The organism is Chryseobacterium indologenes, from assembly GCF_001295265.1.
Taxonomy (GTDB): Bacteria; Bacteroidota; Bacteroidia; order Flavobacteriales; family Weeksellaceae; genus Chryseobacterium; species Chryseobacterium indologenes_A.
In genome coordinates this window covers 32,888-54,846 of the sequence record NZ_LJOD01000006.1, presented here as the reverse complement: position 1 = coordinate 54,846, position 21,959 = coordinate 32,888, and the positions used below count along the sequence as shown (strand labels likewise).

Here is a 21,959-nt window from a genome sequence, read left to right as displayed (position 1 = left end):
TTATTTTTACTGCCATGAAGCTCAAAGACACAAAAAGCAAAGAAACCCTTCAGGAACTTATTGATACAAAAGATTTTGTAGCACATATATCTGTTGACTGCACTATTTTCGGGTTTCACAATAATATTCTGAAAGTTCTGCTTTTAAAATATCATGATCTTGATCTATGGTCGCTTCCCGGCGGCTTTGTTTTTAATGATGAAGATCTTCGTGAAGCTGCAGCTAGGGTTTTGTATGAAAGAACTCATCTGAAAGATCTGTTTTTAAAACAATTTCATACTTTCGGAAGAATAGACCGTACCGAGAATAATGTGCACCAGATCCTGCTTCGGAATAAAGGGATTGAGGTACCTAAAGACCACTGGATCTTTCAGAGGTTTATTACCGTAGGATATTGCAGTCTTATTGATTTTTCCATTGCAGATACTTTTCCTGATGCTTTTAATGAAAGCTGTGAATGGTTTGAAGTGAATAATCTGCCTAAAATGGCATTTGATCATGACCGGATCATAGAAACCGGACTGGAGTACCTTCGGATGAATATCAATACTGAGGCAGCAGCCAGCAATCTTCTACCTGAAAAGTTTACAATGAAGGATCTTCAGATGCTGTATGAAACTATTTTAGGACAGAAATTCAGAAGAAATAATTTCCAGCGTAAAATATTAAGCTTAAATATTCTGGACAGACTGGAAAAGTTTTATGACGGTTCTGCCAACAAAGCTCCTTACCTGTATAAATTCAAGAATAAAATTCACAATTCTCCCCATCAGTATCCTATCTCTAATGATGAGGATTCTTAAAGCTGGACATTTTGTAATACGAATTGAGCAAAAATAACACATGTTACTGAAAATCAATAATTAACAAGGCTTTTAAAAAAATTTTCCAAACCGCCTGAAAAGTACTATTTTTAAACAAATCAAAAAATCATGTCATATTATCCTCTTACAAGCATCCCTGATTATTATGGAATTGATGCTTTACTTACTGAAGAACACAAACTGATCCGCCAATCTGTAAGAGACTGGGTAGAAAGTTTTGTAATGCCACAGATTGACCAGGCTGCACAAAACCATACTGACCTTCCCGGCTTAATGAGAGAATTGGGAAAAATCGGAGCATTGGGTCCTTATATTCCAGTGGAGTACGGAGGTTCCGGCCTTGATCAGATTTCTTACGGTCTTATCATGCAGGAATTGGAAAGAGGAGATTCTGCAGTACGTTCTGCGGCTTCTGTGCAAAGCTCTCTTGTTATGTTCCCGATCAATGAGTTCGGATCTGAAGAGCAGAAGAAAAAATACCTTCCTAAACTTGCTTCAGGAGAAATGATCGGTTCTTTTGGTCTTACTGAGCCTAATCATGGCTCTGATCCCGGTTCTATGGAAACTTATTTCAAAGATATGGGGGATCATTACCTGCTTAATGGTGCCAAAATGTGGATCACCAATTCTCCGCTTTGCGATATTGCTGTAGTGTGGGCTAAAAATGAGGAAGGAAAAATACAGGGACTGATCGTTGAAAGAGGTATGGAAGGTTTTACAACCCCGGAAACGCATAACAAATGGAGTTTAAGAGCCTCAAAAACCGGAGAACTGGTATTTAATGATGTAAAAGTTCCTAAAGAAAACCTTCTTCCGGGCGTAAGCGGATTAAAGGGACCTTTATCCTGTCTGAATTCTGCAAGATACGGAATTTCATGGGGTGTGATTGGTGCTGCTATTGACTGCTACTGTACAGCTGTTCAGTATTCTAAGGAAAGAAAGCAGTTTGGAAAACCAATTGGCTCCTACCAGCTTCAGCAGAAAAAACTGGCTGAATTCTTAACTGAAATTACAAAAGCTCAGTTATTATGTCTTCAGCTTGGAAATCTTAAAAACGATCATAAAGCAACACCTGCACAGATCTCCATGGCTAAACGCAACAATGTGAAAATGGCGATTGATATTGCAAGGGAATCAAGACAGATTCTTGGGGGAATGGGAATCATGGGTGAATTCCCGATGATGAGACATGCTGCCAACCTGGAATCGGTGATTACGTATGAAGGAACTCACGATGTTCACTTATTAATTACCGGTTTGGATATTACGGGTATCAATGCTTTTTAATTAAAGCCCCAATATAAAACAAAGGATTCCGGCCTTCGGCCGGAATCCTTTGTTTTACTCACTTTACAGCGAATTTATATTCAATGAATAATTATTGATCTGATAATGTATTAAAGGTTTTATTAAAAACAACTAATTTAATATCACCATAATACATTAATATGAAAAAACTATCTTTCTTTTTGCTGGGTTTTACGGCTCCTTTTTATCTGGCTCAACAGGCCGGAGATGTGGTAAGCATTGAGCAGAAACTTGATCTTACTCCACAGGGTGTTATTAATTTCATAGCCGGGAATCTCGGTGAACAGAATGCTCCTGATTTTACAAACTATCTGAATGGCTTCAATGTAGGTTTAAAAGGGTATAAAATTACCTATTATACTAAAAACGAGAACAATATTCTGGTGAAGGCAACGGGGCTTCTGATGTATCCCAACGTGGATTATAAGCTTTCAACGGTTGTTTCTGATCACGGAACTACGGACAGCCGGCATAATGTTCCGTCTAACCTGAAAGGCGCTCTTAGTGCAGGGTTTGTGGTGGAACTTTCTTATGTTCTGAATGGCTACATTCTTATGGCTCCTGATTATGTGGGAATGGGCAGCGGGGATGGTGTCCATCCTTATGTGGATTATGCAACTGAGGCTGGTGCTACGATAGATTTCATTACAGCTGCCAATCAAGTCCTTGGTCAGTTAGGAATCAAACGTTATAACGAATATTTTCTGGCTGGCTATTCTCAGGGAGCACATGCTGCTATGTCAACGTTGAAAAGACTCAGTATTTCAAACCCTGACAATCTGAAATTCAAGTATGCATATATGGGTGACGGACCTTATGATTTTTCAGAGGTTACATTGAATAAAGGAGTTCTGGAAAAAGACTTCTACCCTTTTACTTCATTTTTGGCCAATGTACTTCACACCTGCAACAATACAGGATATAAAACTTATAACAGCAATATTTCAGAAGTTATTTCATCAGAATATCTGGACAAATACAATTATCACGTGGTTCAGGATAATGGCGGCCTTCTGTGGGGACCTGTTATCTGGAGAAACCTTTTCACCTCAAATTTTGTCAGTGATGTTACCGCCAATCCGAATAATAAGCTAAGACAATGCCTTAAGCCTAAAGATGTTTACGACTGGTATAATAAAACCCCGATGACATTGGGGCACTCCACTGTAGATCTGGCTATCCCGCCGGAAAATACTTCTAAAACAATCAGTGTACAGCGTGGATATTACCCTTGGTGGGATCTGGACAAATACAAGCTGGACTCATTCTACTGGGGACCTCTGGGACATGTGGGAGGAATTGTTCCTTTTGTTCTGGCTTCCAATGCTAAGTTCAATACGCTCAGAAGCGGAGGATTATTCAATCAGTGGGCAATGATTACTTCTAAGCAGGCAGGAAATAACGATCAGACAATAAGTTCCGGGCAAAAGGGTTCTTTATATTCTTCCCAAATCAAACCTGACCTGGGAAATATGCAGCTATTGGAAATCACAGATTTCAATAAAGAAAAAACAGCCGCAAAATATGTAACAGAAAATAATCTGGCTAACCTTCATGATGGAATTTATCTGCTGAAAGTCCTGGAAAATAATGAAAACAAGTTGATTCCTTATATCAAAAGCACTCCACAGCAAATAACTGAAAACGAGATCGTCCAATCTGAAAACAATGCCGTTTTAAAGCTTAAAATTAATCCTGATGAGCTGTCTGCTGTGAATATTTTTGATGAACAGCGAAACCTGATAAAGACCGTCTCCCAAGCACAGTATACAGAAAATAACGGAATCTCACTTCAGGATCTCGACAATCAGAATTACACTTTTGAGATTTCCACTCCTTTCTATAATCTGCAGTTCAGTAAAATAATAACCGGACGTCTATCCGAAGGTAAAACAGCCATTTTCGCACAGAACCGTCAGGTCATTGCCAGATCATCCGGAGATATAAAAAGCATCAGCATATACAGTATTTCAGGAGCATTGGTTGTACAGCAGGATGTAAACAGGTCTCAGTTTGAATCAAAAACCCTTGAAACAGGAGTTTATCTGGTACAGCTTACTCTTTCTGACGGAAAAATAATCAATAAAAAGATAAAACTTTAGTATCTTCTCATATTATATTTCTTCATTTTCAAATGGAATGCACTTCGGCAACGGAGTGCATTTTGTTTTTAAGGGGTATAGGATTTTACATTCTCTACAAAGGTAAGATCGGGATTCAGAATTTCAAGGATAAGATTTTTTACAGACCTCATCGCATCATCAATATTTCCTTTATCAAACTGGAGAGAAACCACACCTTTACGGGCCTCAGCAAAGCTCCAGATTCCGGTCTCAATAGGGAATCCCCAGAACTCAGGAAGATTCTGTACGACATAATGGTAGATGCATAGCTGAAGTGCCTGTTTCCTGTCACTGTTATGGAAATAGTCCGCTACATTATCCTCATCAATCTTTACGGTAAGATTTTTAATCTTGGCGGTTTTATAGTCGATAATTCTTAGGGTCCCGTTAAGACGGTCTATCCTGTCAATAAATCCAAAGAAAGAAATTTTATCTTTTTCTTCGAGATAAAAATCTACATTTTCAAACCTTTTTTCAATATCCAGAATCTCCAGTTCATTTCCGTTTCTGATTAGTTCAAGATCATGGGCAAGAATATTTTCAATCACTTTTTTAGCAATTGCTTTGTGAATATAATTCATTCCTTTTTCATAGAACTCCGGTTGGTGCTTCAGCTTTTCAATTGCCTTTTCAATATACTGATCTATTTCTTTAATTGATTTATGTAAATCACTTTCTTTTAACACCTTACCTTTTAGTATTTCATAAACTTCTTGAAGTGAATAGTGAACTAAATTTCCATAGTTTTTTACGGACAGTTCTTCTTCAATTTCATCTGTTTCCGAGGTGTTCAGAATTTTGGAGAGATAAAAATCAATCGGGTTATAAAGGTAGCTGGTAAGATGCGAAGCCGATACTTTTTCTTTCCATTTCTGAAGCCTTTCCATAACGATGGCTGTCTTTGGAATTTCGATAGGTTTGGAAGCAATAGGTTCAGAAGAATTTTCAATAATCAGGTGCTCTATCGGATGGGAACTTTCCATTTCAATCTGGGTAATAAAACGGCTTTTTTCACCTGTATTCACTCCGGAGCTCAGGGCATTGTACAACAGATGGACATTCTGTGAATCCTGAATCAGCCTGTAAAAGTGATAGGCATAAATCCCGTCATTTTCCAGAAAAGTATGAAGATCAAAGTATCTTCTTATATCAAAAGGGATATAGGTATTCTGTGTATTTCCCAGAGGAAGTTTTCCTTCATTCACAGAAAGCATGATGACATTTTCAAAGTTCAGGAGACGCGTTTCCAGAAGCCCCATAATCTGAAGCCCCCGAAGCGGTTCTCCCTGGAAATCAATACTCTCTGAATTGATATACTGATTGATCAGAATTTCAAGGGTTTCCATCCTTATTTCAAAATCATATGGACTTAACTGGTTTTTAATGACTCTGAAAGCGTTCTCAAAGTGGGAAACATTTTCATACTGAATGTCATCAATATCCAGCCATTTGATACGCTTGCAGAAAGCAATAAGTTTATCCAGGTAAACGCCTGTTTGATCCGCCTTCTGAAGCAGATCGTAGTAAGAAAGTCCGCCTAATAGCTCATGCAGCAGTTTTTTTGATATGTAAACAATATTTCTTTCCTCAATTTTTGCTTTGAAATCACTGATTATCACTTCATCTTCCGCAGTTTTCGGAAGTTCTTCCAGAATAGGGAAAACATCCCTGTAATAGTAGGAAGCTTTATTTTTTTCCAGTTGTTTCTGAAGGTAAAACAGCTGTTTTACAGCATTGGAAAAAGATAGGTTTTTCAACGGAAACCCCATGGTGATATTCAGGTTCTGCACGCCATGCATTACATCTAAACTGGCAGGCAGAAGATTTTCATCCAGCAGTACAACTGCCGTGTTGGAAAAGGTTTTATTCTCAATTTCTTTAAAAATTTCAGGAAGAACTTTGGTCTGCGTTACATTTCCTGAAACTTCATAGACTTTGATATTTTTTGGCTGGTTAAAATCATCTTCAATCCAATGAAAGTCTCTGTTATCATTGAACTCTTTCCACATTTTATGGTTCCGGAGAAATTTTCCGGCTTCCTGCCTTTCATCATCAAAATAATAACGGTCTGCCTGAAAAAAGCATTCGGCTTTATTCCATCTTAAAAGGCTTCTTACAAGCTTTTCTTCTACCGGCGTAAATGCATTAAATCCACAGAAAACAAAATGCTCTGGAGTGTTTTTAGCAAAATCATCAATCTTCGACTTTGCCGCTTCGTGGATCATTCCAGAAGTTGCCCAGTTTTTCTCTCCCAGCCTCTCTTTCAGAACCGGAAGAAAAATATTCATATTCTGCCAGAAATTAAGAAATTTTTTCCTTGGAACATCATCATCTTCACCCAGATCCTGTGCCCATTCTTTGATTCTCTCTTCATCAAACATATACTGGAGAACTACCTGGTCATTATCTGAAAATTTAAGAATATCGTCCCAGTCTTTCTGCAGGGTAGGAAACCATTTCAGAAAATCAGAAAAATCATCCCGGGGAATCAGATTAAGGCTTCTGTAGACATCAAATGCAAAAAGCCAGAGAGAAATACCCTGGATTGGCTGTTTGTCTGCAATGCGGTCTATTAATTCCTCTACCGTGAAGAAATTCGGAAGAAGTCCGGAATAGCTCTTCTCTTCTAAAATCTGCCTGATAAAAACGATGGGACGTTTCCCGGGCAATACAATGTTAAATGCCGAGAGATCCGGGTTTTGTTCCAGTAGTTCGTGGATAATTTTATTGAGAAATTTCAAGAGGCCTGGTAGCTTTTTAAGTTGTTTAATTCTTCAGAGATGAGGGCGTTGTATTCTTTCTGCTTATCTTCATTGATCCCGTGCTGCGTCTCCCTGTCGTAAGATTTCTGAAAATTCTGATAATCATTGGATACTTTCTGATAAACCGCTTTGAAATACTTATCATAATCCCCCGAAGTAATAACTTTCTCAGCAACTTCTTTTCTCAACTTTCGGGCAAACAATTCAGCAATATCAAAATGTTTCTGCTCATGAAGAAGGATGTAATCATTAATCTTTTTTACATCTTTCCACGATCTTTCTTCATTGAAAATAGCATGTATTTCAATTTTTACAGGAGTTTTGGGGTTGGAAGATTTTACCAGAGAATATTCCCAACCACAGTGGGTATAGGCTGCCACATTGGGGTTGTTTTTACGGTTAACAGGGCTTTTAAAGTTATCCCAAACCAGTTTCTGATCTTCCTTCCAGATTATTTTCTGCCCCCGGACTATATTTACAGCCAGAAAACAGAATACAAATATCATTCTCATTACTTAACCACAATTGTTTTGGTAATCCACTGGTTTCCGCCGTTCCAGAATCTGAAGGTATAATTTCCTTTATAACGCGGGTTGAAATTGATCTGGCTGGCACCGGTATAGCTGTTCTGGCTGCAAGGCCCGTCTTTTATATAACGGTAAGCCGTAACTGATCTATCAAAATCATTGTCATAAATATAATCATACCCGTAAAATCCTTCACACTGGGAAGGATAAGTAGAATATGTTCTGATACTCTGTACGGAGAAAACATCCATTGTATCATTGACTATCTTTACACTGTCAATTTTAATTCTGCCTATTGACTCTATAGTCTGATAATCATCGTCGTTACAGGAGATGAAAAGCAGCCCTAAAAATAATGCAGAAAATCCAATATTTAAAAGTTTTTTCATAACCTCAATTTACTGATTATTAATAAGAAGCAGCAAAAATTATTCCCCTGTTGTCCAAATCAGGAATTAAAATTGCCTTTTGATAAATACACTACTTTTTTAGTATCAAAAAATTCTTCATCAAAATAGTTTTTAAGGCTGAAAATTTCACATTTAAGGCCTGCAAGCTCTTCTGCAAGGTCACCGCCTTTTAAATACAAAACTCCGTTATGTTTGGCATTAAACTGTTCTTTTTCAAACTTCCCTTTCAGCCATCTTAAAAATTCAGGCATCTGGGTCACGGCACGGCTTACTACAAAGTGGAACTTTTCTTTGAGTTTTTCAGCACGGCCATGAATAGCGGTTACATTCTTTAATCCCGCCCCTTCTGCCACCGCCTGTACCACGCTGATCTTTTTCCCGATGGAATCAATCAGGGTAAATTCGGAATCCGGGAACAGGATCGCCAAAGGAATTCCCGGAAAACCACCGCCGGTTCCAATATCCAAGACTTTTGTGCCCGGGGCAAACTCCATTACCTTTGCTACTCCTAAAGAATGCAGGATATGCTTTTCATACAGTGAATCCATATCTTTTCTGGAAATCACATTGATTTTTTCATTCCATTCATGATAGAGTTTCTCTAGTCTGGTAAACTGTTCAATCTGTGTTTCTGTAAGATCCGGAAAGTATTTTAATAGTAACGGTATTGCCATATGAATTATTATAAACCGCAAAAATAAGTTTTTATTGGCTTTATTCAAACTTTAAAGACCGGATATGAAAAAAGACTGCGTTTTTACAGTCTGTTTTCTATTTCTAATCCCTTTCAATCGGATTATTGGTTCTTTTAAGTCTTCTGAGGATCTCGTCATCAATAGTCTCTCCTTTTCTTACAGATTTCTCCAGCTCTTTAACATTGTACTGAACTGTATAACCATCTTTCAGCTGAACACCTATAGTTCCGGCCTTCGTGTCTGCATTGAATGCTTCAAAATCCTCCGAAGGAATGAAGGTATAATTTTTCATGAGCTTTTTATATTCATTCTCAGACATTTTCCTGCTGTTTTCAGGAACCCGGTCAAACAGGGTTTTCATTTTTTTAATCTGGATCAGGTTAAACATGTGCTGCCCCTCGGAATCTTTTATACTTACCACAAGCCCGGGAAGACCACTGAATTTATAAGGTCCGTCATTTACAGGATAATCTTTGCTGAAATACGCTTCCCAGGTTCTTCCTTTATAATCTGTCACTGCTTTCTGACATTGTATGTTATTGATCTTAACAAATTCTTTTTCTATTCTCCACCGTGGAATTTCACTGTCTGTAGTCACCAGTTTCACACTTTTAAACTGATCATAAAAACTGAGGGTCTTTTTAGAATAATCTTTTTCAATGAGATAGTTCAGATTTCTGTTATAGTTCCTGCGTTTAAATAGTTTTGCAAAATCCTTTTCAGCGGCATAGGCAGAATCCTTTTCATACTTAGCAGTATTATAGAAATAAGATCTTTTTCCGTCGGTATCCAGACTCATATAATCGGTAATAAGAGAATCACTATCCATATCGGATTTCATCTTGTACTCATAGACAAAGCGGTAATTTTGTGCAGAAAAAAGGGCTGCAGATAATATAAAAAGGAGTTTGTACATTTTTAAGTTCGTCAATTATTAAACATTATCAATTTCTAAAGCAGATCAAAGCTACCCAAATCAATATTATTTCCAAATCTAGTGATTAAATTGAAACCTGACAAAAATCTTTTCTACAAGCTTATTTTTATTTCCCGGCAAGATGTTTTTATTATATATTTGTTAAAATTCAAAAAGACTACATGGACAAACTTTCAGATAGAGTAAAACGACTGGGTTACTCGCAGACTTTCGTAATGTCAAACAAAGCAAGAGAAATGAAAGCCAGCGGCATCGATGTAATCAGCCTGACCCTTGGCGAGCCGGATTTTGACGTGCCGGATAACATTAAACAAGCCGCTTTCGACGCTATTAATCAAAACTACAGCCACTACTCTCCTGTTCCGGGATTTCTGGAACTTCGTGAAGCTGTTGCCTACAAACTGAAAAGAGATAACAATCTTGACTATAAACCTTCACAAATCTGTGTGTCAAACGGAGCCAAGCAGGCGATCCTGAACGTACTGGCAGCGATCATTAATGACGGGGATGAAGTTCTTCTTCCCGCTCCTTATTGGGTAAGCTATGATGAAATGGTGAAAATGATGGGCGGAAATTCGGTCATGCTTCCCACTTCTTATGTAACCGATTTCAAAATCACGGCTGAACAGCTGGAGGAAGCAATCAATGAAAAAACCAAAGCTGTCCTTTTCAGTTCACCATGTAATCCTTCTGGAGGATATTACACATATGATGAGTTGAAATCTCTGGCAAAAGTTATTGCTAAATTCCCACACGTTACTGTTATATCAGATGAAATTTATGAATTCATCAACTACGAAACCAAAACAACCTCTATAGCTCAGTTCCCTGAAGTATATGAACAGACTGCCGTAATCAACGGAATGTCTAAAGCTTATGCAATGACCGGCTGGAGAATCGGATATTCTGCATGTCCTGAGTGGCTAGCCAAAGCGTGTGAAAAGATTCAGGGTCAAATGACCAGCGGAGCCAATACGATGGCCCAGAGAGCTTCTATTACCGCATTGAAAACAGATCCTTCGGAATATAAATACATGATTGATGCCTTCAAAAAAAGAAGAGATCTTGTATATGACCTGATCAAAGAAATCCCTGGTTTTAAAGTAGTTCTTCCAAAAGCTGCATTTTACTATTTCCCGGATGTTTCCTACTATATCGGGAAAACTTTAAACGGTACAGAGATCAAAGATTCTGATGATTTTGCCATGTTCCTTTTAGAAAATGCCCACGTAGGCTGTGTAGGAGGAGTTTCTTTCGGAAGCCCGGAATGTATCAGATTCTCGTATGCAGCATCAGAAGATGACCTTAGAGAAGCCATGAAACGAATCAAAAACCTGCTGGAGCCATTCAGTGCAAAATAAAGCATACAATAACGCAACAAAAATGAATCTGTTAAAAAAACTAACCATCGCAACAAGTATCGCCGCTGCAAGTTTTGCCGGCTATGCCTATGGACAGGATTTCCAATGGAAGGAAGCTACTTCTAACGGCTACAAATACAAATATGTAACCAACGACCCTACAGCAGCAAGATACTATACGTTAAAAAACGGACTGACCGTTATTTTAAGTCCAACCAATAAAGACCCAAGGATCCAGGCTTATATCGCCACCAAAGCGGGAAGCAAAACCGATCCTGCAGATCATACCGGACTGGCACATTACCTGGAGCATATGCTTTTTAAAGGAACTGATCAATTCGGATCCAAAGACTGGGCGAAAGAAAAGCCTTTGCTGGACCAGATTGACGCTCTCTATGAAAAGTACAACAAGACAACGGATGAGGCCAAAAGAAAAGAAATCTATAAGGAAATTGACAAAGTTTCCGGTGAAGCAGCCAAATATGCGATTGCCAATGAATATGATAAAATGATGACCGGAATGGGAGCCGAAGGAACCAACGCCTTCACTTCTTTTGAACAGACCGTTTACACAGAAGATATTCCGGCCAATGTGATTGATAAGTTCTTAGCCGTACAGTCTGAAAGGTTCAGACAGCCGGTTCTGAGACTTTTCCATACTGAGCTTGAAGCCGTTTATGAAGAGAAAAACAGAACACTTGATGATGACGGTGATAAAGTTATTGATATGATGTTTGCTAATCTTTTCCCCAACAACAATTACGGAAAGCAAACCACTATAGGAACCATTGAGCACCTTAAAAATCCTTCTCTGAAAGCCATCAGAGATTATTATAACAGCTACTATGTTCCCAATAATATGGGAGTGATTATGTCTGGAGACTTTAATCCGGATGAAGTAATCGCTAAAATTGATAAGGCATTCTCATTTATGAAGGCTAAAACGGTTCCTGAATATAAGATAGGTCAGGAAAAACCGATTACATCTCCCATTATAAAAGAAGTGGTTGGCCCTAATCCCGAAAGCGTAATGTTAGGTTTCAGATTTCCGGGTGCCACTACAAAAGATGCGAGGCTGCTTAATCTGGTAGGAAATATGCTGACTAACGGACAAGCCGGTTTAATTGACTTAGATCTGGTAAAAAAACAGAAATTACTGTCCGCTTTTGCTTCTCCTTATATTTTAAAAGATTACTCCGTTCTGCTAATCCAGGGAAGACCTACTGAAGGACAGTCTATGGATGATGTAAAAATGCTTCTCCTTCAGGAAATAGATAAGCTTAGAAAAGGGGAATTCTCTGATAACCTTATCCAGTCTATCGTGAATAACGAAAAGAAAAACATTATCCAGAAGGATGAAAAATATTCTTCCAGAGCAGGCATTCTGATGGATGAATTTACCTCCGGTATTGATCATAAGGTTTCTTTACAATATGTAGACGAAATCTCTAAGCTGACGAAGAAAGACATTATGGATTTCGCTGCCAAATATCTTCAGAACAACAATTACGTTGCAGTTTATAAGAAAAAAGGGGAAGACAAAAGCATTGTAAAAGTAGACAAGCCAACGATCACTCCGGTTTCTGTAAACAGAGAAGACCAGTCTCCTTTCCTTAAGAAGATTGATGAAATGCCGGAAAATGCAATTTCTCCGATATGGCTGAACTATGATAAGGATATTGCTAAAAATAAGCTGGGAAGCATAGATGTGCTTTCTGTAAAAAATACAGACAATTCCCTGTTCAGAATGTATTATCACTTTGACTCCGGAAAATGGAACAACAAGATCCTTCCTCTGGCAGCAGAATATCTTCAGTACCTGGGCACAAAAAATAAATCTTCAGAAGAAATCAGTAAAGAATTCTACAAACTGGCATCAAGCTTTAACGTAATCGCCGGCAATGAAGAAACCTATGTATCTATTGAGGGGCTGAATGAAAATTTTGAAAAAACAGCCGCTCTTTTTGAAGACCTGATCAAAAACAGCCAGGCAGACCAGGGTGCTTTAGATGCTTATAAAGCAAGACTTAAAAAAGCAAGAGCCAATGCCAAGCAGAATAAAGGGACAATCATGGCGGGACTTAGAAGCTATGCCCAGTACGGACCTCAGAACCCGTTCAATAATGTTTTAAGCGATGCGGAACTTGATTCGCTGAAGGCTGAAGATCTGATTAAAATTCTTCACGATCTTTTCAACTTCAAACACAGAGTATTGTATTATGGTCCAAAATCAGGAAATGAGGTGGTAGCTTCTTTAACACCGGTGCACAAGCTTCCTGCTACCCTGAAGGATTTACCAAAAACGAAAACTTTTGTTCAGATTCCAACGGATAAAAACAAGGTATTGTTTGCCCATTATGATATGGTACAGGCTGAAGTGTTCTGGGTAAGGAACGCAGATCAGTATAACTCTTCCATTACTCCTACGGTTAACCTGTTCAACAGCTATTTCGGAGGCGGAATGGGATCTATCGTGTTCCAGACCATCAGAGAATCTAAGGCACTCGCTTATTCTACATATTCCTACTTCGCTCTTCCTGGTAAAAAAGAAGATAAAGATGTAGTAATGGCTTATGTAGGAACTCAGGCTGATAAATTCAATGAATCTACAACAGCTATGAATGAGCTTCTAACTACTCTTCCAAAGTCTGAGCAGCTGTTTGAAACGGCAAAAAGCGGGTTGAAAAAGTCAATCGCCTCTGAAAGAATTACTCAGGACGGTATTATCTTCTCCTACCTGAAAGCTCAGAAACTTGGAAATAATACCGACATCAGAAAGAATGTTTACGAACAGGCTCCCAAGCTTTCCTTTACTGATATTAATACTTTCCACGATAAAGAGATGAAAGGTAAAAGCTATACCTATTGTTTAGTTGCCTCTCAGGATAAAGTAAGCGAAGCAGATATGAAAAAGCTTGGTGAAGTTAAAAAGCTTAACCTCAATGAAGTATTTGGTTATTAAAAATATAAATGAAAAGTCCTGAAATCAGGGCTTTTTTCATGCTAAATAGCCAAAAACAATTATAGATTTTATTTATTAACATTGATTTGATTGATAGATAAAATATTTTTATCTTTGCAACAGAAATTTAAATATAAAAACAGAAAATTATGTCTTTAGTAGGAAAAAAATTCCCAAATGTAACAATTGATGCAATGTCTGAAATGGGTGACGATCTTAGAATCAACATCCTTGAAGAAGCTACCTCTAATCAGCAAAAAGTTCTTTTATTCTGGTATCCTAAAGATTTCACTTTCGTATGTCCTACTGAGCTTCATGCTTTCCAGGAGGCTTTAGGTGAATTTGAAAAAAGAAACACTAAAGTAATTGGTGCTTCTTGCGATACAAACGAAGTACACTTTGCATGGTTGAATACTCCAAAAGATAACGGAGGTATTGAAGGAGTAACTTACCCGCTTTTAGCTGATACTCACAGACAATTGGCAAACATCCTTGGAATTGTAGACCAGGATTTCGAATATAATGAAGAAGGGGAAGAAACTTTCACAGGTTCTAACGTAACGTACAGAGCAACTTACCTTATTGACGAAACCGGAAAAATCTTCCACGAGGCTGTAAACGATATGCCATTAGGAAGAAATGTAAAGGAATTTTTAAGATTAATCGATGCTTACACGCACGTTCAGAAGCACGGTGAAGTTTGCCCTGCTAACTGGGAAGAAGGAAAAGATGCAATGAAAGCAGACAGAACTTCTACTGCAGAATATTTAGCTAAAAACTAAACTTAATTAGCAATCCAATAATTTAACAATGTAACAATTGAATTGTTACATTGTTAAATTTTAACTCTTAAAATTTAACCTATGTACACAGAATTAACTGAAGATACATTACAGAATATCGTAAATGACAACGAGAAAGTAGTTGTTCAATATGGCGCAACATGGTGTGGAAACTGCAGAATCATGAAGCCTAAATTCAAAAAATTAGCATCAGAAAACGAAGCCATTCCTTTCTTGTATGTAGATGCGGAAAAGCTTCCTGAAAGCAGAAAACTGGCTAAAGTAGACAATCTCCCTACTTTTGCTATTTTTAAAAACGGAGAATTGGTTAACCAGGTACAATCTAACCAGGCAGAAAGTTTAATTAACCTTTTTAATGAATTATCATAATGAAGTTACCCGTAATCAGACAGTTTTATCAGAACCAGACGCCTGAGAATCTTGAGAAAACATTAGAAGTACTGGAAAGCTTCTGCGAATTCAGAGGAACCAGCGAAGAAGACCTTAATGTAGCAGGAGAATTAATTACCAATATCTGCGGTGCTTTAGAAGTACACGCCAACGTACAGAACGGAATGAGCGAAAAAGATGCCTTAAACTCTTTTGCACAGAAAGTACTGGGCTCTATTGACAAATAAGTTTTGATTATTAAAGCCTTAATAATTAAAAAGCATTCATAAAAACACAATTTCTGAAAAACCCAACGTTCCAATAAAATCCCGATGAATTGCCATCAGGATTTTTTGGGTTCCTGAAATAAAACACAAACCCCTTTTCACCGGGATCAACAATTCATTTACAAAGAACAGATCAACAACCATTTCATCCTGAAAAAACGGCGTACAAATTAAGCCAGACAACGGCAGATCTTCTGATTTCTTTTTTTCTGGAAAAACACAAACCTTTTAAGACGCAGGAAAATCAAAAATTCAGTAATGTTTTATCGTTGTGATCAATTATTTAAAAAAATAAAACAGCCAAATACTAATCACTCCGCTGATATTTACACATCCGTAAGCAATACAAAAAAATCCTGATGAAAAAATCATCAGGATCATAATATTCAGTTATTGAACGAGCAATGTATCATCCGTTCATTACTTGATCTAGCTTCTTCTGCTCATCAGAATCCTCAGAATATACCAGAACAAAAGCATGATAGAGGCAAACAACTGTAAAGACGCTCCTACATACTGTCCTGTTGTATAGGTATTTTTAAGCTTGCTCGTTTCATATAAAATACTGGCAGAAGCCAAAAGTACCATTCCTACTGAAAACCAAAGACCAAGGTTAAACCCGAAAATAGCTCCGGCTACAATCAGCCCAATGGCAATAAAGCCTCCGATTACAATTACATTTCTTAAAAAAGAGAAATCTTTATTCGACATGAAAGCAACCAGTGAAAGCCCTGCAAACATTGAAACGGTAAGCATAGCCGCCTGGAAAATAACATTTCCGCCTGCTGTATTAACAGCAATATAAATCAAGGGTAAAAAGATCACTGCTTCAAGCACAATATAAAAACCCAGTCCTAAATATTGTGTAGACCTGCTTTGAGCCAGAGACCATTTATTGGCCAGAATAGAAGCCAGCCAGAACACCCCGATAATCAGTAGCCAGGTATATTTCTGTCCGAACATCATGGCAATCAGCTCTACCGGAACGATTTTTAATAAAAGAGTTTCAACCCCGATAAAGGCAAGGATTGATAAAGCAACGTGTAAATACGTTTTCCTGTAAAAGTCTGCTTTTTCCACTTCCGAGGAATGAGCAACTAAAGAATCTGTCATCATAGTTAATCTGTTTTATAGTATCGAAAATAAAATTACTTGGTATTCGCAGGAGCAGGCATTACCCCGAGAATTTTTCCGTCTTCTTCAAATACTGCGCTGATTACCTCTTTATTAGAAGCATCTCCTGCATATTTATACTTAAGGTTAGGATAGCCTTCTCCATCTGCTGTTACATAATATCCGGCCTTCAGTACTTCCAGCTTTTTATCATAATCAATGCCTTCTTTTACTTTTTTAAGTACATCATCAGTAACAATCTGCTTCACTTTATCGGAAAGCAGAGCGTCTATAGCTTTACGGTCTGATACTTTTACTGCAGCAAGAAATTTGATAAGGTTCTCATTAAACATCTTAACCTTATCTTTACTCAGCTCAGCCGGTATTTCTTTTTTGGGACGCTCAACGGTTACTCCCGTTACTTTCTGGGCAAACATAAACGGAGCAGCAGCCAGTGCAAGTCCTAAAAATAATTTTTTCATAAGTTTTATTTTGTTTTTGGGTGAAATAAGTGAGTTAAGATACGAAAAATCATACCACTTCCAAAAATTTCATAGTATCCACATTATCAGCATAGGTACCCAGCGCCGGGTGTTGGGCTTCCCCAAACAAAACAGAGTCTAATCCCAGTTCATTTTTAGCCACTATACACTGAATATTTTCCTCATTTTCATTAATAAATTTCCTAACATCATCCAGAGAGGTGTATCGACTGAAGTTGATCACGGAAAGAGGACTGAAAAGTTTCTCATCTTCTTTCAGCATTACAAAATTATTATCCCAGAACTGTTCCTGATTCAGAAGGTAAACAGCCCGGTTATAATCATAATTATTAGCATATTTATTATGATGGATAATATCCTGAAAGTGTAAGAAATTTTCAAACAGCCTGTCAATGACAAAATCCTGCGGAATAAAAATACGGGTTACATTTCGGCATCCCAGCCCGAAATAACGGAAAATATCCTCAGCCAGAAGCTGAAGCTCTTCATTTGTTTCATCTCCTTTCAATACGGCAACTGAAGTTCTGTTTTTACGGATGATGCTTGGATGGTCTTTAAAATAATATTCAAGATATCTTGCTGTATTATTGCTTCCTGTGGCAATTACCGCATCAAAATTTTCCAACCTTTCTACCAGCTCAAAAGAAACCGACTCTTCTGAAAACTCATTCCATTTTTTTAACAGAAACGGAATCATGTATTTATCTTTTGAAGACAGCTTGATCACCGGAATATTCCCGCTCAGCACCACAGAAATCACATCATGAAATCCTACCAAAGGGATATTTCCCGCCAAAATAAGCCCTACTCTTTTCGGAGTCTTTGAAACCGAATAATTTTTAAGCCAGGCACTGATATTTTCAGCAGTAAGCAGTTCTGTCCATTGTTTAAGGGCAAATTTCTGATTATCAACAGTAAACCACGGATTCTCAATTTCTGATTTTTTCAGCAATAATTCAAATTCTGCATCATTTTCATTCTCACTGCTCTGATCCTTTGCCAGAAACGTTTTTATATAGTCACTTAACTTAATAAGTCCTAAAACTTGATTTTCGGTATTCATAATTACTTTACAATTGGGGAATATTTTGTAATTTTGTGCAAATTTAAAAAAAATTAGCGATGGCTATTAAAATAACTGATGAATGCATTAACTGTGGGGCCTGCGAGCCGGAATGCCCGAATAATGCAATATATGAAGGAGCCGTAGATTGGAAAGCTTCTGAAGGTACTACTCTTCAAGGAACTGTAACACTGCCTTCGGGACTTACTGTAGATGCTAATGATCCGCAGGAACCGGTAAGCGACGATGTCTATTTCATTGTAACTGATAAATGTACGGAATGTAAAGGATTCCACGAAGAACCTCAGTGTGCCGCGGTATGTCCTGTAGACTGCTGTGTTCCTGATGAAGATCATGTAGAATCAGAAGAAGCCCTGCTTAATAAAAAAGCGTTTTTACACGGTGAATAAAAAACGCCGTCTCATGAGCATGAGACGGTTTTTTTTACTATAAATATCAATAAATCTAGTAAAATTTTAATAATGAAGCCGCAAGTCTTTTCTTGCATAACCAAAAAACAACACTATGAGCAAAAAGCATAATTTCAGCGCAGGACCATGCATTTTACCTCAGGAGGTATTCGAAAAATCCGCACAGGCCATTCTTGATTTTAACGGAATAGGACTTTCTCTTTTAGAAATTTCTCACAGAAGCAAGGATTTTGTTGCGGTAATGGACGAAGCGCGTGCTATCGTAAAAAGACTCATGAACCTGGGAGATGATTATGAAGTTCTTTATTTAGGAAGCGGTGCCAGCATGCAGTTTGCGATGGTTCCTTACAACCTGTTGAGAACAGACGGTAAAGCTGCCTATCTGGATACAGGAACCTGGGCGGCGGGAGCAATTAAAGAAGCTAAAAAATTAGGGACTGTAGATGTGGTAGGATCTTCCAAAGAAGAAAATTACTCATTCATCCCGAAAGATTATACTGTAGGATCAGAATATGATTATTTCCACTGTACTTCAAACAATACCATCTACGGAACCCAGATGAAATCCTTCCCTGAAGTGAACACCCTGATGGTATGTGATATGAGTTCCGATATCTTCTCAAGACAGCTAGACTTTTCGAAATTCGATCTGATTTATGCCGGAGCCCAGAAAAACATGGGACCTGCAGGCGTAACTCTTGTGGTAATCAGAAAAGAAATCCTTGGAAAAACTGGAAGAGAAAATATGCTTTCCATGCTTGACTATTCTCAGCATATCTCTAAAGAATCTATGTACAATACCCCTCCGGTATTCCCGGTTTATGCATCCCTTCTTACATTACAGCATCTTGAGAAAAACGGAGGAATTGCAGCAGCTGAACAGAGAAATGAAGCTAAGGCCAAACTGTTATATGATGAGATAGACAGTAATCCGTTGTTTGAAACATTCTGCGTAAAAGAAGACCGCTCCCTGATGAATGTCTCGTTCAGATTAACTGATGAAAGCAAAAAAGAAGAGTTTGACAATGCCTGGAAAGCTGCCGGAATCAGCGGACTCAACGGGCACAGAAGCCTGGGAGGTTACAGAGCCAGTCTTTACAATGCTCTTCCTATAGAAAGTGTACAGGTATTGGTGGATGTTATGAAATCGATAAGGTAATTATTTAAGTATTAAAAAATTCAAAGATTGAAAGATTTAAGACAGTTCATTTAAATTTATTAATTTGCGGCCCGATTTAAATTTTTCAATCTTTAAATCCAATAACACATGAAAGTTTTAGCAAACGACGGAATCTCAAAAACGGGAGAACAGGCGCTTAAAGAAGCAGGAATTGAAGTTCTGCCTAACAGAGTGGCTCAGGATCACGTTATTAATTTCATTAATGAAAATAACGTAGACGTTCTTTTGGTGAGAAGCGCAACGAAAGTAAAACAGGATCTGATTGATGCCTGTCCGGGTCTGCAGATTATCGGACGCGGAGGGATCGGAATGGACAATATTGATGTAGACTATGCCAAAAGCAAAGGAATTAAAGTCATCAATACTCCTACAGCCTCTTCAAAATCAGTAGCAGAACTTGTTTTCGGACATTTTTTTGCATTAGCCAGGTTCCTTCATGAATCGAACAGGCTGATGCCGCTGGAAGGAGAAACTCATTTCAATGCAATGAAAAAATCTTTCGGCAATGCGTATGAACTTTCTGGAAAAACATTGGGAGTAATTGGATTCGGAAGTATAGGACAGGAAGTTGTAAAGATAGGTATAGCTTTAGGGATGAAGATCAAAGTACTGACCAGGAGCCCTAAAACCAAAAAGCTTACCCTTGATTTTTTTGACGGACAAAATCTCAACTTTGAAATTACTTCCACCAATGATATGGATGCTTTTCTTAAAGACGCAGACTTTATCAGCATCAATACTCCAAAGACGAACGAATATATCATAGACACGCCTCAGTTTGAAAAAATGAAAGACGGGGTCTACATTGTAAACACTGCAAGAGGCGGAGTGATCAATGAAGTAACACTGATTGATTTCATCGAGGCAGGAAAAGTAGCCGGAGCAGCACTGGACGTTTTTGAAAACGAACCCAGCCCGGAACTTCCCTTACTGATGAATCCTGCATTATCCCTTTCCCCTCATGTAGGTGGAAATACAGTAGATGCACAGGAAAAAATCGGTGCTGAACTTGCAGAACAAATTATTAAGCTACAAAAAGAAACTATAAGATAAATATGCCTGTTTTCAAACCTTTCCGTGGAATAAGACCTCATAAAGACCTTGAGAGTACTTTCCCTACCCACCCTCTGGATAATTTTACCCAGGAGGAAATTGCGGAGAAAGCTCAAGTAGAAAATACTTACATCAACATGATTAAACCTTATGTGGTAAGTAAATCCAAAGATATTGACCGGAACCTGCGAAAGATCCGTTCTACATTTGAAGAGCTTCTGGAAGATAAAAAACTCGTCCAGGACAATTCTGCGTACTATCTTTATGAACAGATCTATCCCAACAAACAAATTTTCAGAGGCTTACTTGGATTAGCCAGTATTGAAGACTTCTGGAACGGAAAGATCAAAAGACATGAAAGTACCATTCCCCAGAAAAAAGAAAAGCTGGCCCATTATCTGGAAAAAGTAAGCCTGCAGGCTGAACCTGTATTGCTTACCTACCCCTCCAATTCCAAGATCGAGCTTCTGATGAATCATGAGGAAAAGAATGTTCCTATTTTTAACCATGTTGATTCTATCGGGATCAGGCATAAGATCTGGAGAATAGACAACCGTCTGAAGCTTCAGCAGTTTAAGGAAGTGATTGATCAGATTGATTCATTCTATATTGCGGACGGCCATCACAGGATTGGTTCTACGGCACTGAATGCCAAACGTCATAAGGAAAAAAATAAAAGGCACAACGGAACAGAGGCATATAATTTCGTTTACAGCTTTATTGTTTCCAACCAGTCGATCAAGATTCATGATTACAACAGAATCCTGACAGACCTGAACGGTCTCTCAAGTGAAGAATTTTTAAAAGAACTGGAACAGTACTTCCTGATCCACGAAAAGGGTGAAACTTCCTACTTCCCTTCTCAGAAATTCCATATTTCAATGTACCTGGATGGTAAATTTTACTCACTTCACGTAAAACATGATCTCCGTTCCAAGGAAATGTCCCTGGATAACCTTGATCATCATCTGCTTGATAAGTACATCTTTAAAAGTATCCTGAAAATAGAAGATCCGGACAGCTCTGAAAAAATAACGTATGTAAAAGGAACCTCTAACATACAAGGAATCAACATCTTAAAGGAAAAGGTGGAAAGCGGTGAAGCAAAGGTAGGCTTCGGAATTTATCCCGTAAGTTTTAATGATATGATCAAAATTTCAGATCTGAAACTCAGTATGCCTCCAAAATGTACATTCATTGAACCGAAATTGGTTACAGCATTATTAATGTATGATATGAAACCTTAAT

20 protein-coding genes are annotated in these 21,959 nt (G+C 38.0%); 12 read left to right on the top strand and 8 right to left on the bottom strand.

The window, feature by feature from the left end:
* Positions 1–14: 14 nt before the first annotated feature.
* The 3 genes from AOB46_RS10530 (at position 15) to AOB46_RS10520 (ending at position 4,234) form a co-directional block, all read left to right on the top strand.
* Positions 15–803: an NUDIX hydrolase gene (locus AOB46_RS10530; RefSeq protein WP_062699068.1), complete on the top strand. Its 789-nt coding sequence runs from the start codon at positions 15–17 to the stop codon at positions 801–803.
* Between the two features lie 129 nt (positions 804–932).
* Positions 933–2,111, top strand: coding sequence for an acyl-CoA dehydrogenase family protein (locus AOB46_RS10525; protein ID WP_062699066.1), 1,179 nt, complete (start codon positions 933–935; stop codon positions 2,109–2,111).
* A 161-nt stretch (positions 2,112–2,272) separates the two neighbouring features.
* Positions 2,273–4,234, top strand: a complete 1,962-nt coding sequence (locus AOB46_RS10520; RefSeq protein ID WP_062699064.1) for a T9SS type A sorting domain-containing protein — start codon at positions 2,273–2,275, stop codon at positions 4,232–4,234.
* A 68-nt stretch (positions 4,235–4,302) separates the two neighbouring features.
* Here the strand turns inward: AOB46_RS10520 and AOB46_RS10515 are convergent, their stop codons facing one another.
* The 5 genes from AOB46_RS10515 to AOB46_RS10495 all read right to left on the bottom strand — a co-directional run bounded on the left by AOB46_RS10515 (position 4,303) and on the right by AOB46_RS10495 (position 9,565).
* Positions 4,303–6,996 (bottom strand): PD-(D/E)XK nuclease family protein, encoded by a 2,694-nt coding sequence (locus AOB46_RS10515; protein WP_062699062.1) that lies wholly within the window; start codon positions 6,994–6,996, stop codon positions 4,303–4,305.
* On the bottom strand, positions 6,993–7,529 hold the full coding sequence (locus tag AOB46_RS10510) for a hypothetical protein (RefSeq protein ID WP_062699059.1): 537 nt from the start codon (positions 7,527–7,529) through the stop codon (positions 6,993–6,995). The genes AOB46_RS10515 and AOB46_RS10510 overlap by 4 nt, the downstream gene beginning before the upstream one ends.
* On the bottom strand, positions 7,529–7,933 hold the full coding sequence (locus tag AOB46_RS10505) for a hypothetical protein (RefSeq protein WP_062699057.1): 405 nt from the start codon (positions 7,931–7,933) through the stop codon (positions 7,529–7,531). Before AOB46_RS10505 ends, AOB46_RS10510 begins: the two co-directional genes overlap by 1 nt.
* A 59-nt stretch (positions 7,934–7,992) precedes the next feature.
* Positions 7,993–8,628 (bottom strand): 16S rRNA (guanine(527)-N(7))-methyltransferase RsmG, encoded by a 636-nt coding sequence (gene rsmG / locus AOB46_RS10500; RefSeq protein ID WP_062699055.1) that lies wholly within the window; start codon positions 8,626–8,628, stop codon positions 7,993–7,995.
* 103 nt (positions 8,629–8,731) lie between these two features.
* A complete protein-coding gene (locus AOB46_RS10495; RefSeq protein WP_082377073.1) occupies positions 8,732–9,565 on the bottom strand; it encodes a GLPGLI family protein in 834 nt (277 codons plus the stop codon).
* 182 nt (positions 9,566–9,747) lie between these two features.
* On the opposite strand from AOB46_RS10495, the gene AOB46_RS10490 reads away from it, so the two are divergent.
* The 5 genes from AOB46_RS10490 (at position 9,748) to AOB46_RS10470 (ending at position 15,329) form a co-directional block, all read left to right on the top strand.
* Entirely contained in the window at positions 9,748–10,947 is a 1,200-nt protein-coding gene (locus tag AOB46_RS10490; protein ID WP_062699053.1) for a pyridoxal phosphate-dependent aminotransferase, read from the top strand.
* 22 nt (positions 10,948–10,969) lie between these two features.
* A complete protein-coding gene (locus AOB46_RS10485) occupies positions 10,970–13,909 on the top strand; it encodes a M16 family metallopeptidase (RefSeq protein WP_062699396.1) in 2,940 nt (979 codons plus the stop codon).
* 149 nt (positions 13,910–14,058) lie between these two features.
* Entirely contained in the window at positions 14,059–14,691 is a 633-nt protein-coding gene (locus tag AOB46_RS10480) for a peroxiredoxin (protein WP_062699052.1), read from the top strand.
* A gap of 81 nt (positions 14,692–14,772) precedes the next feature.
* Positions 14,773–15,081: a thioredoxin family protein gene (locus tag AOB46_RS10475; protein WP_062699051.1), complete on the top strand. Its 309-nt coding sequence runs from the start codon at positions 14,773–14,775 to the stop codon at positions 15,079–15,081.
* Positions 15,081–15,329, top strand: a complete 249-nt coding sequence (locus AOB46_RS10470; RefSeq protein ID WP_002980002.1) for a DUF6952 family protein — start codon at positions 15,081–15,083, stop codon at positions 15,327–15,329. Before AOB46_RS10475 ends, AOB46_RS10470 begins: the two co-directional genes overlap by 1 nt.
* 468 nt (positions 15,330–15,797) lie before the next feature.
* Here AOB46_RS10470 and AOB46_RS10465 read toward each other — a convergent pair whose 3' ends face one another.
* The 3 genes from AOB46_RS10465 to AOB46_RS10455 are packed head-to-tail and all read right to left on the bottom strand — an operon-like array spanning position 15,798 to position 18,047.
* Positions 15,798–16,484 (bottom strand): Bax inhibitor-1 family protein, encoded by a 687-nt coding sequence (locus tag AOB46_RS10465; RefSeq protein ID WP_062699050.1) that lies wholly within the window; start codon positions 16,482–16,484, stop codon positions 15,798–15,800.
* 32 nt (positions 16,485–16,516) lie between these two features.
* Positions 16,517–16,963 carry a hypothetical protein gene (locus AOB46_RS10460; protein ID WP_062699049.1) on the bottom strand — a complete coding sequence of 149 codons (447 nt, stop codon included), beginning with the start codon at positions 16,961–16,963 and terminating at the stop codon, positions 16,517–16,519.
* Positions 16,964–17,012: 49 nt separating this feature from the next.
* A complete protein-coding gene (locus tag AOB46_RS10455) occupies positions 17,013–18,047 on the bottom strand; it encodes an acyl-CoA reductase (protein ID WP_062699048.1) in 1,035 nt (344 codons plus the stop codon).
* Between the two features lie 59 nt (positions 18,048–18,106).
* On the opposite strand from AOB46_RS10455, the gene AOB46_RS10450 reads away from it, so the two are divergent.
* The 4 genes from AOB46_RS10450 (at position 18,107) to AOB46_RS10435 (ending at position 21,958) form a co-directional block, all read left to right on the top strand.
* Positions 18,107–18,457 carry a 4Fe-4S binding protein gene (locus tag AOB46_RS10450; protein WP_062699046.1) on the top strand — a complete coding sequence of 117 codons (351 nt, stop codon included), beginning with the start codon at positions 18,107–18,109 and terminating at the stop codon, positions 18,455–18,457.
* Between the two features lie 115 nt (positions 18,458–18,572).
* Positions 18,573–19,637 (top strand): 3-phosphoserine/phosphohydroxythreonine transaminase, encoded by a 1,065-nt coding sequence (gene serC / locus AOB46_RS10445; RefSeq protein WP_062699044.1) that lies wholly within the window; start codon positions 18,573–18,575, stop codon positions 19,635–19,637.
* 108 nt (positions 19,638–19,745) lie between these two features.
* Positions 19,746–20,711, top strand: coding sequence for a D-2-hydroxyacid dehydrogenase (locus AOB46_RS10440; RefSeq protein ID WP_062699042.1), 966 nt, complete (start codon positions 19,746–19,748; stop codon positions 20,709–20,711).
* 2 nt (positions 20,712–20,713) lie between these two features.
* Positions 20,714–21,958, top strand: coding sequence for a DUF1015 domain-containing protein (locus AOB46_RS10435; protein ID WP_062699040.1), 1,245 nt, complete (start codon positions 20,714–20,716; stop codon positions 21,956–21,958).
* Position 21,959 lies beyond the last annotated feature (1 nt).

Coding starts and splice junctions, on each gene's coding strand:
- AOB46_RS10530 (WP_062699068.1), top strand. CDS start 15: ATGAAGCTCAAAGACACAAAAAGCAAAGAAACCCTTCAGGAACTTATT.
- AOB46_RS10525 (WP_062699066.1), top strand. CDS start 933: ATGTCATATTATCCTCTTACAAGCATCCCTGATTATTATGGAATTGAT.
- AOB46_RS10520 (WP_062699064.1), top strand. CDS start 2,273: ATGAAAAAACTATCTTTCTTTTTGCTGGGTTTTACGGCTCCTTTTTAT.
- AOB46_RS10510 (WP_062699059.1), bottom strand. CDS start 7,529: ATGAGAATGATATTTGTATTCTGTTTTCTGGCTGTAAATATAGTCCGG.
- AOB46_RS10505 (WP_062699057.1), bottom strand. CDS start 7,933: ATGAAAAAACTTTTAAATATTGGATTTTCTGCATTATTTTTAGGGCTG.
- rsmG (WP_062699055.1), bottom strand. CDS start 8,628: ATGGCAATACCGTTACTATTAAAATACTTTCCGGATCTTACAGAAACA.
- AOB46_RS10495 (WP_082377073.1), bottom strand. CDS start 9,565: ATGTACAAACTCCTTTTTATATTATCTGCAGCCCTTTTTTCTGCACAA.
- AOB46_RS10490 (WP_062699053.1), top strand. CDS start 9,748: ATGGACAAACTTTCAGATAGAGTAAAACGACTGGGTTACTCGCAGACT.
- AOB46_RS10485 (WP_062699396.1), top strand. CDS start 10,970: ATGAATCTGTTAAAAAAACTAACCATCGCAACAAGTATCGCCGCTGCA.
- AOB46_RS10480 (WP_062699052.1), top strand. CDS start 14,059: ATGTCTTTAGTAGGAAAAAAATTCCCAAATGTAACAATTGATGCAATG.
- AOB46_RS10475 (WP_062699051.1), top strand. CDS start 14,773: ATGTACACAGAATTAACTGAAGATACATTACAGAATATCGTAAATGAC.
- AOB46_RS10470 (WP_002980002.1), top strand. CDS start 15,081: ATGAAGTTACCCGTAATCAGACAGTTTTATCAGAACCAGACGCCTGAG.
- AOB46_RS10465 (WP_062699050.1), bottom strand. CDS start 16,484: ATGATGACAGATTCTTTAGTTGCTCATTCCTCGGAAGTGGAAAAAGCA.
- AOB46_RS10460 (WP_062699049.1), bottom strand. CDS start 16,963: ATGAAAAAATTATTTTTAGGACTTGCACTGGCTGCTGCTCCGTTTATG.
- AOB46_RS10455 (WP_062699048.1), bottom strand. CDS start 18,047: ATGAATACCGAAAATCAAGTTTTAGGACTTATTAAGTTAAGTGACTAT.
- AOB46_RS10450 (WP_062699046.1), top strand. CDS start 18,107: ATGGCTATTAAAATAACTGATGAATGCATTAACTGTGGGGCCTGCGAG.
- serC (WP_062699044.1), top strand. CDS start 18,573: ATGAGCAAAAAGCATAATTTCAGCGCAGGACCATGCATTTTACCTCAG.
- AOB46_RS10440 (WP_062699042.1), top strand. CDS start 19,746: ATGAAAGTTTTAGCAAACGACGGAATCTCAAAAACGGGAGAACAGGCG.
- AOB46_RS10435 (WP_062699040.1), top strand. CDS start 20,714: ATGCCTGTTTTCAAACCTTTCCGTGGAATAAGACCTCATAAAGACCTT.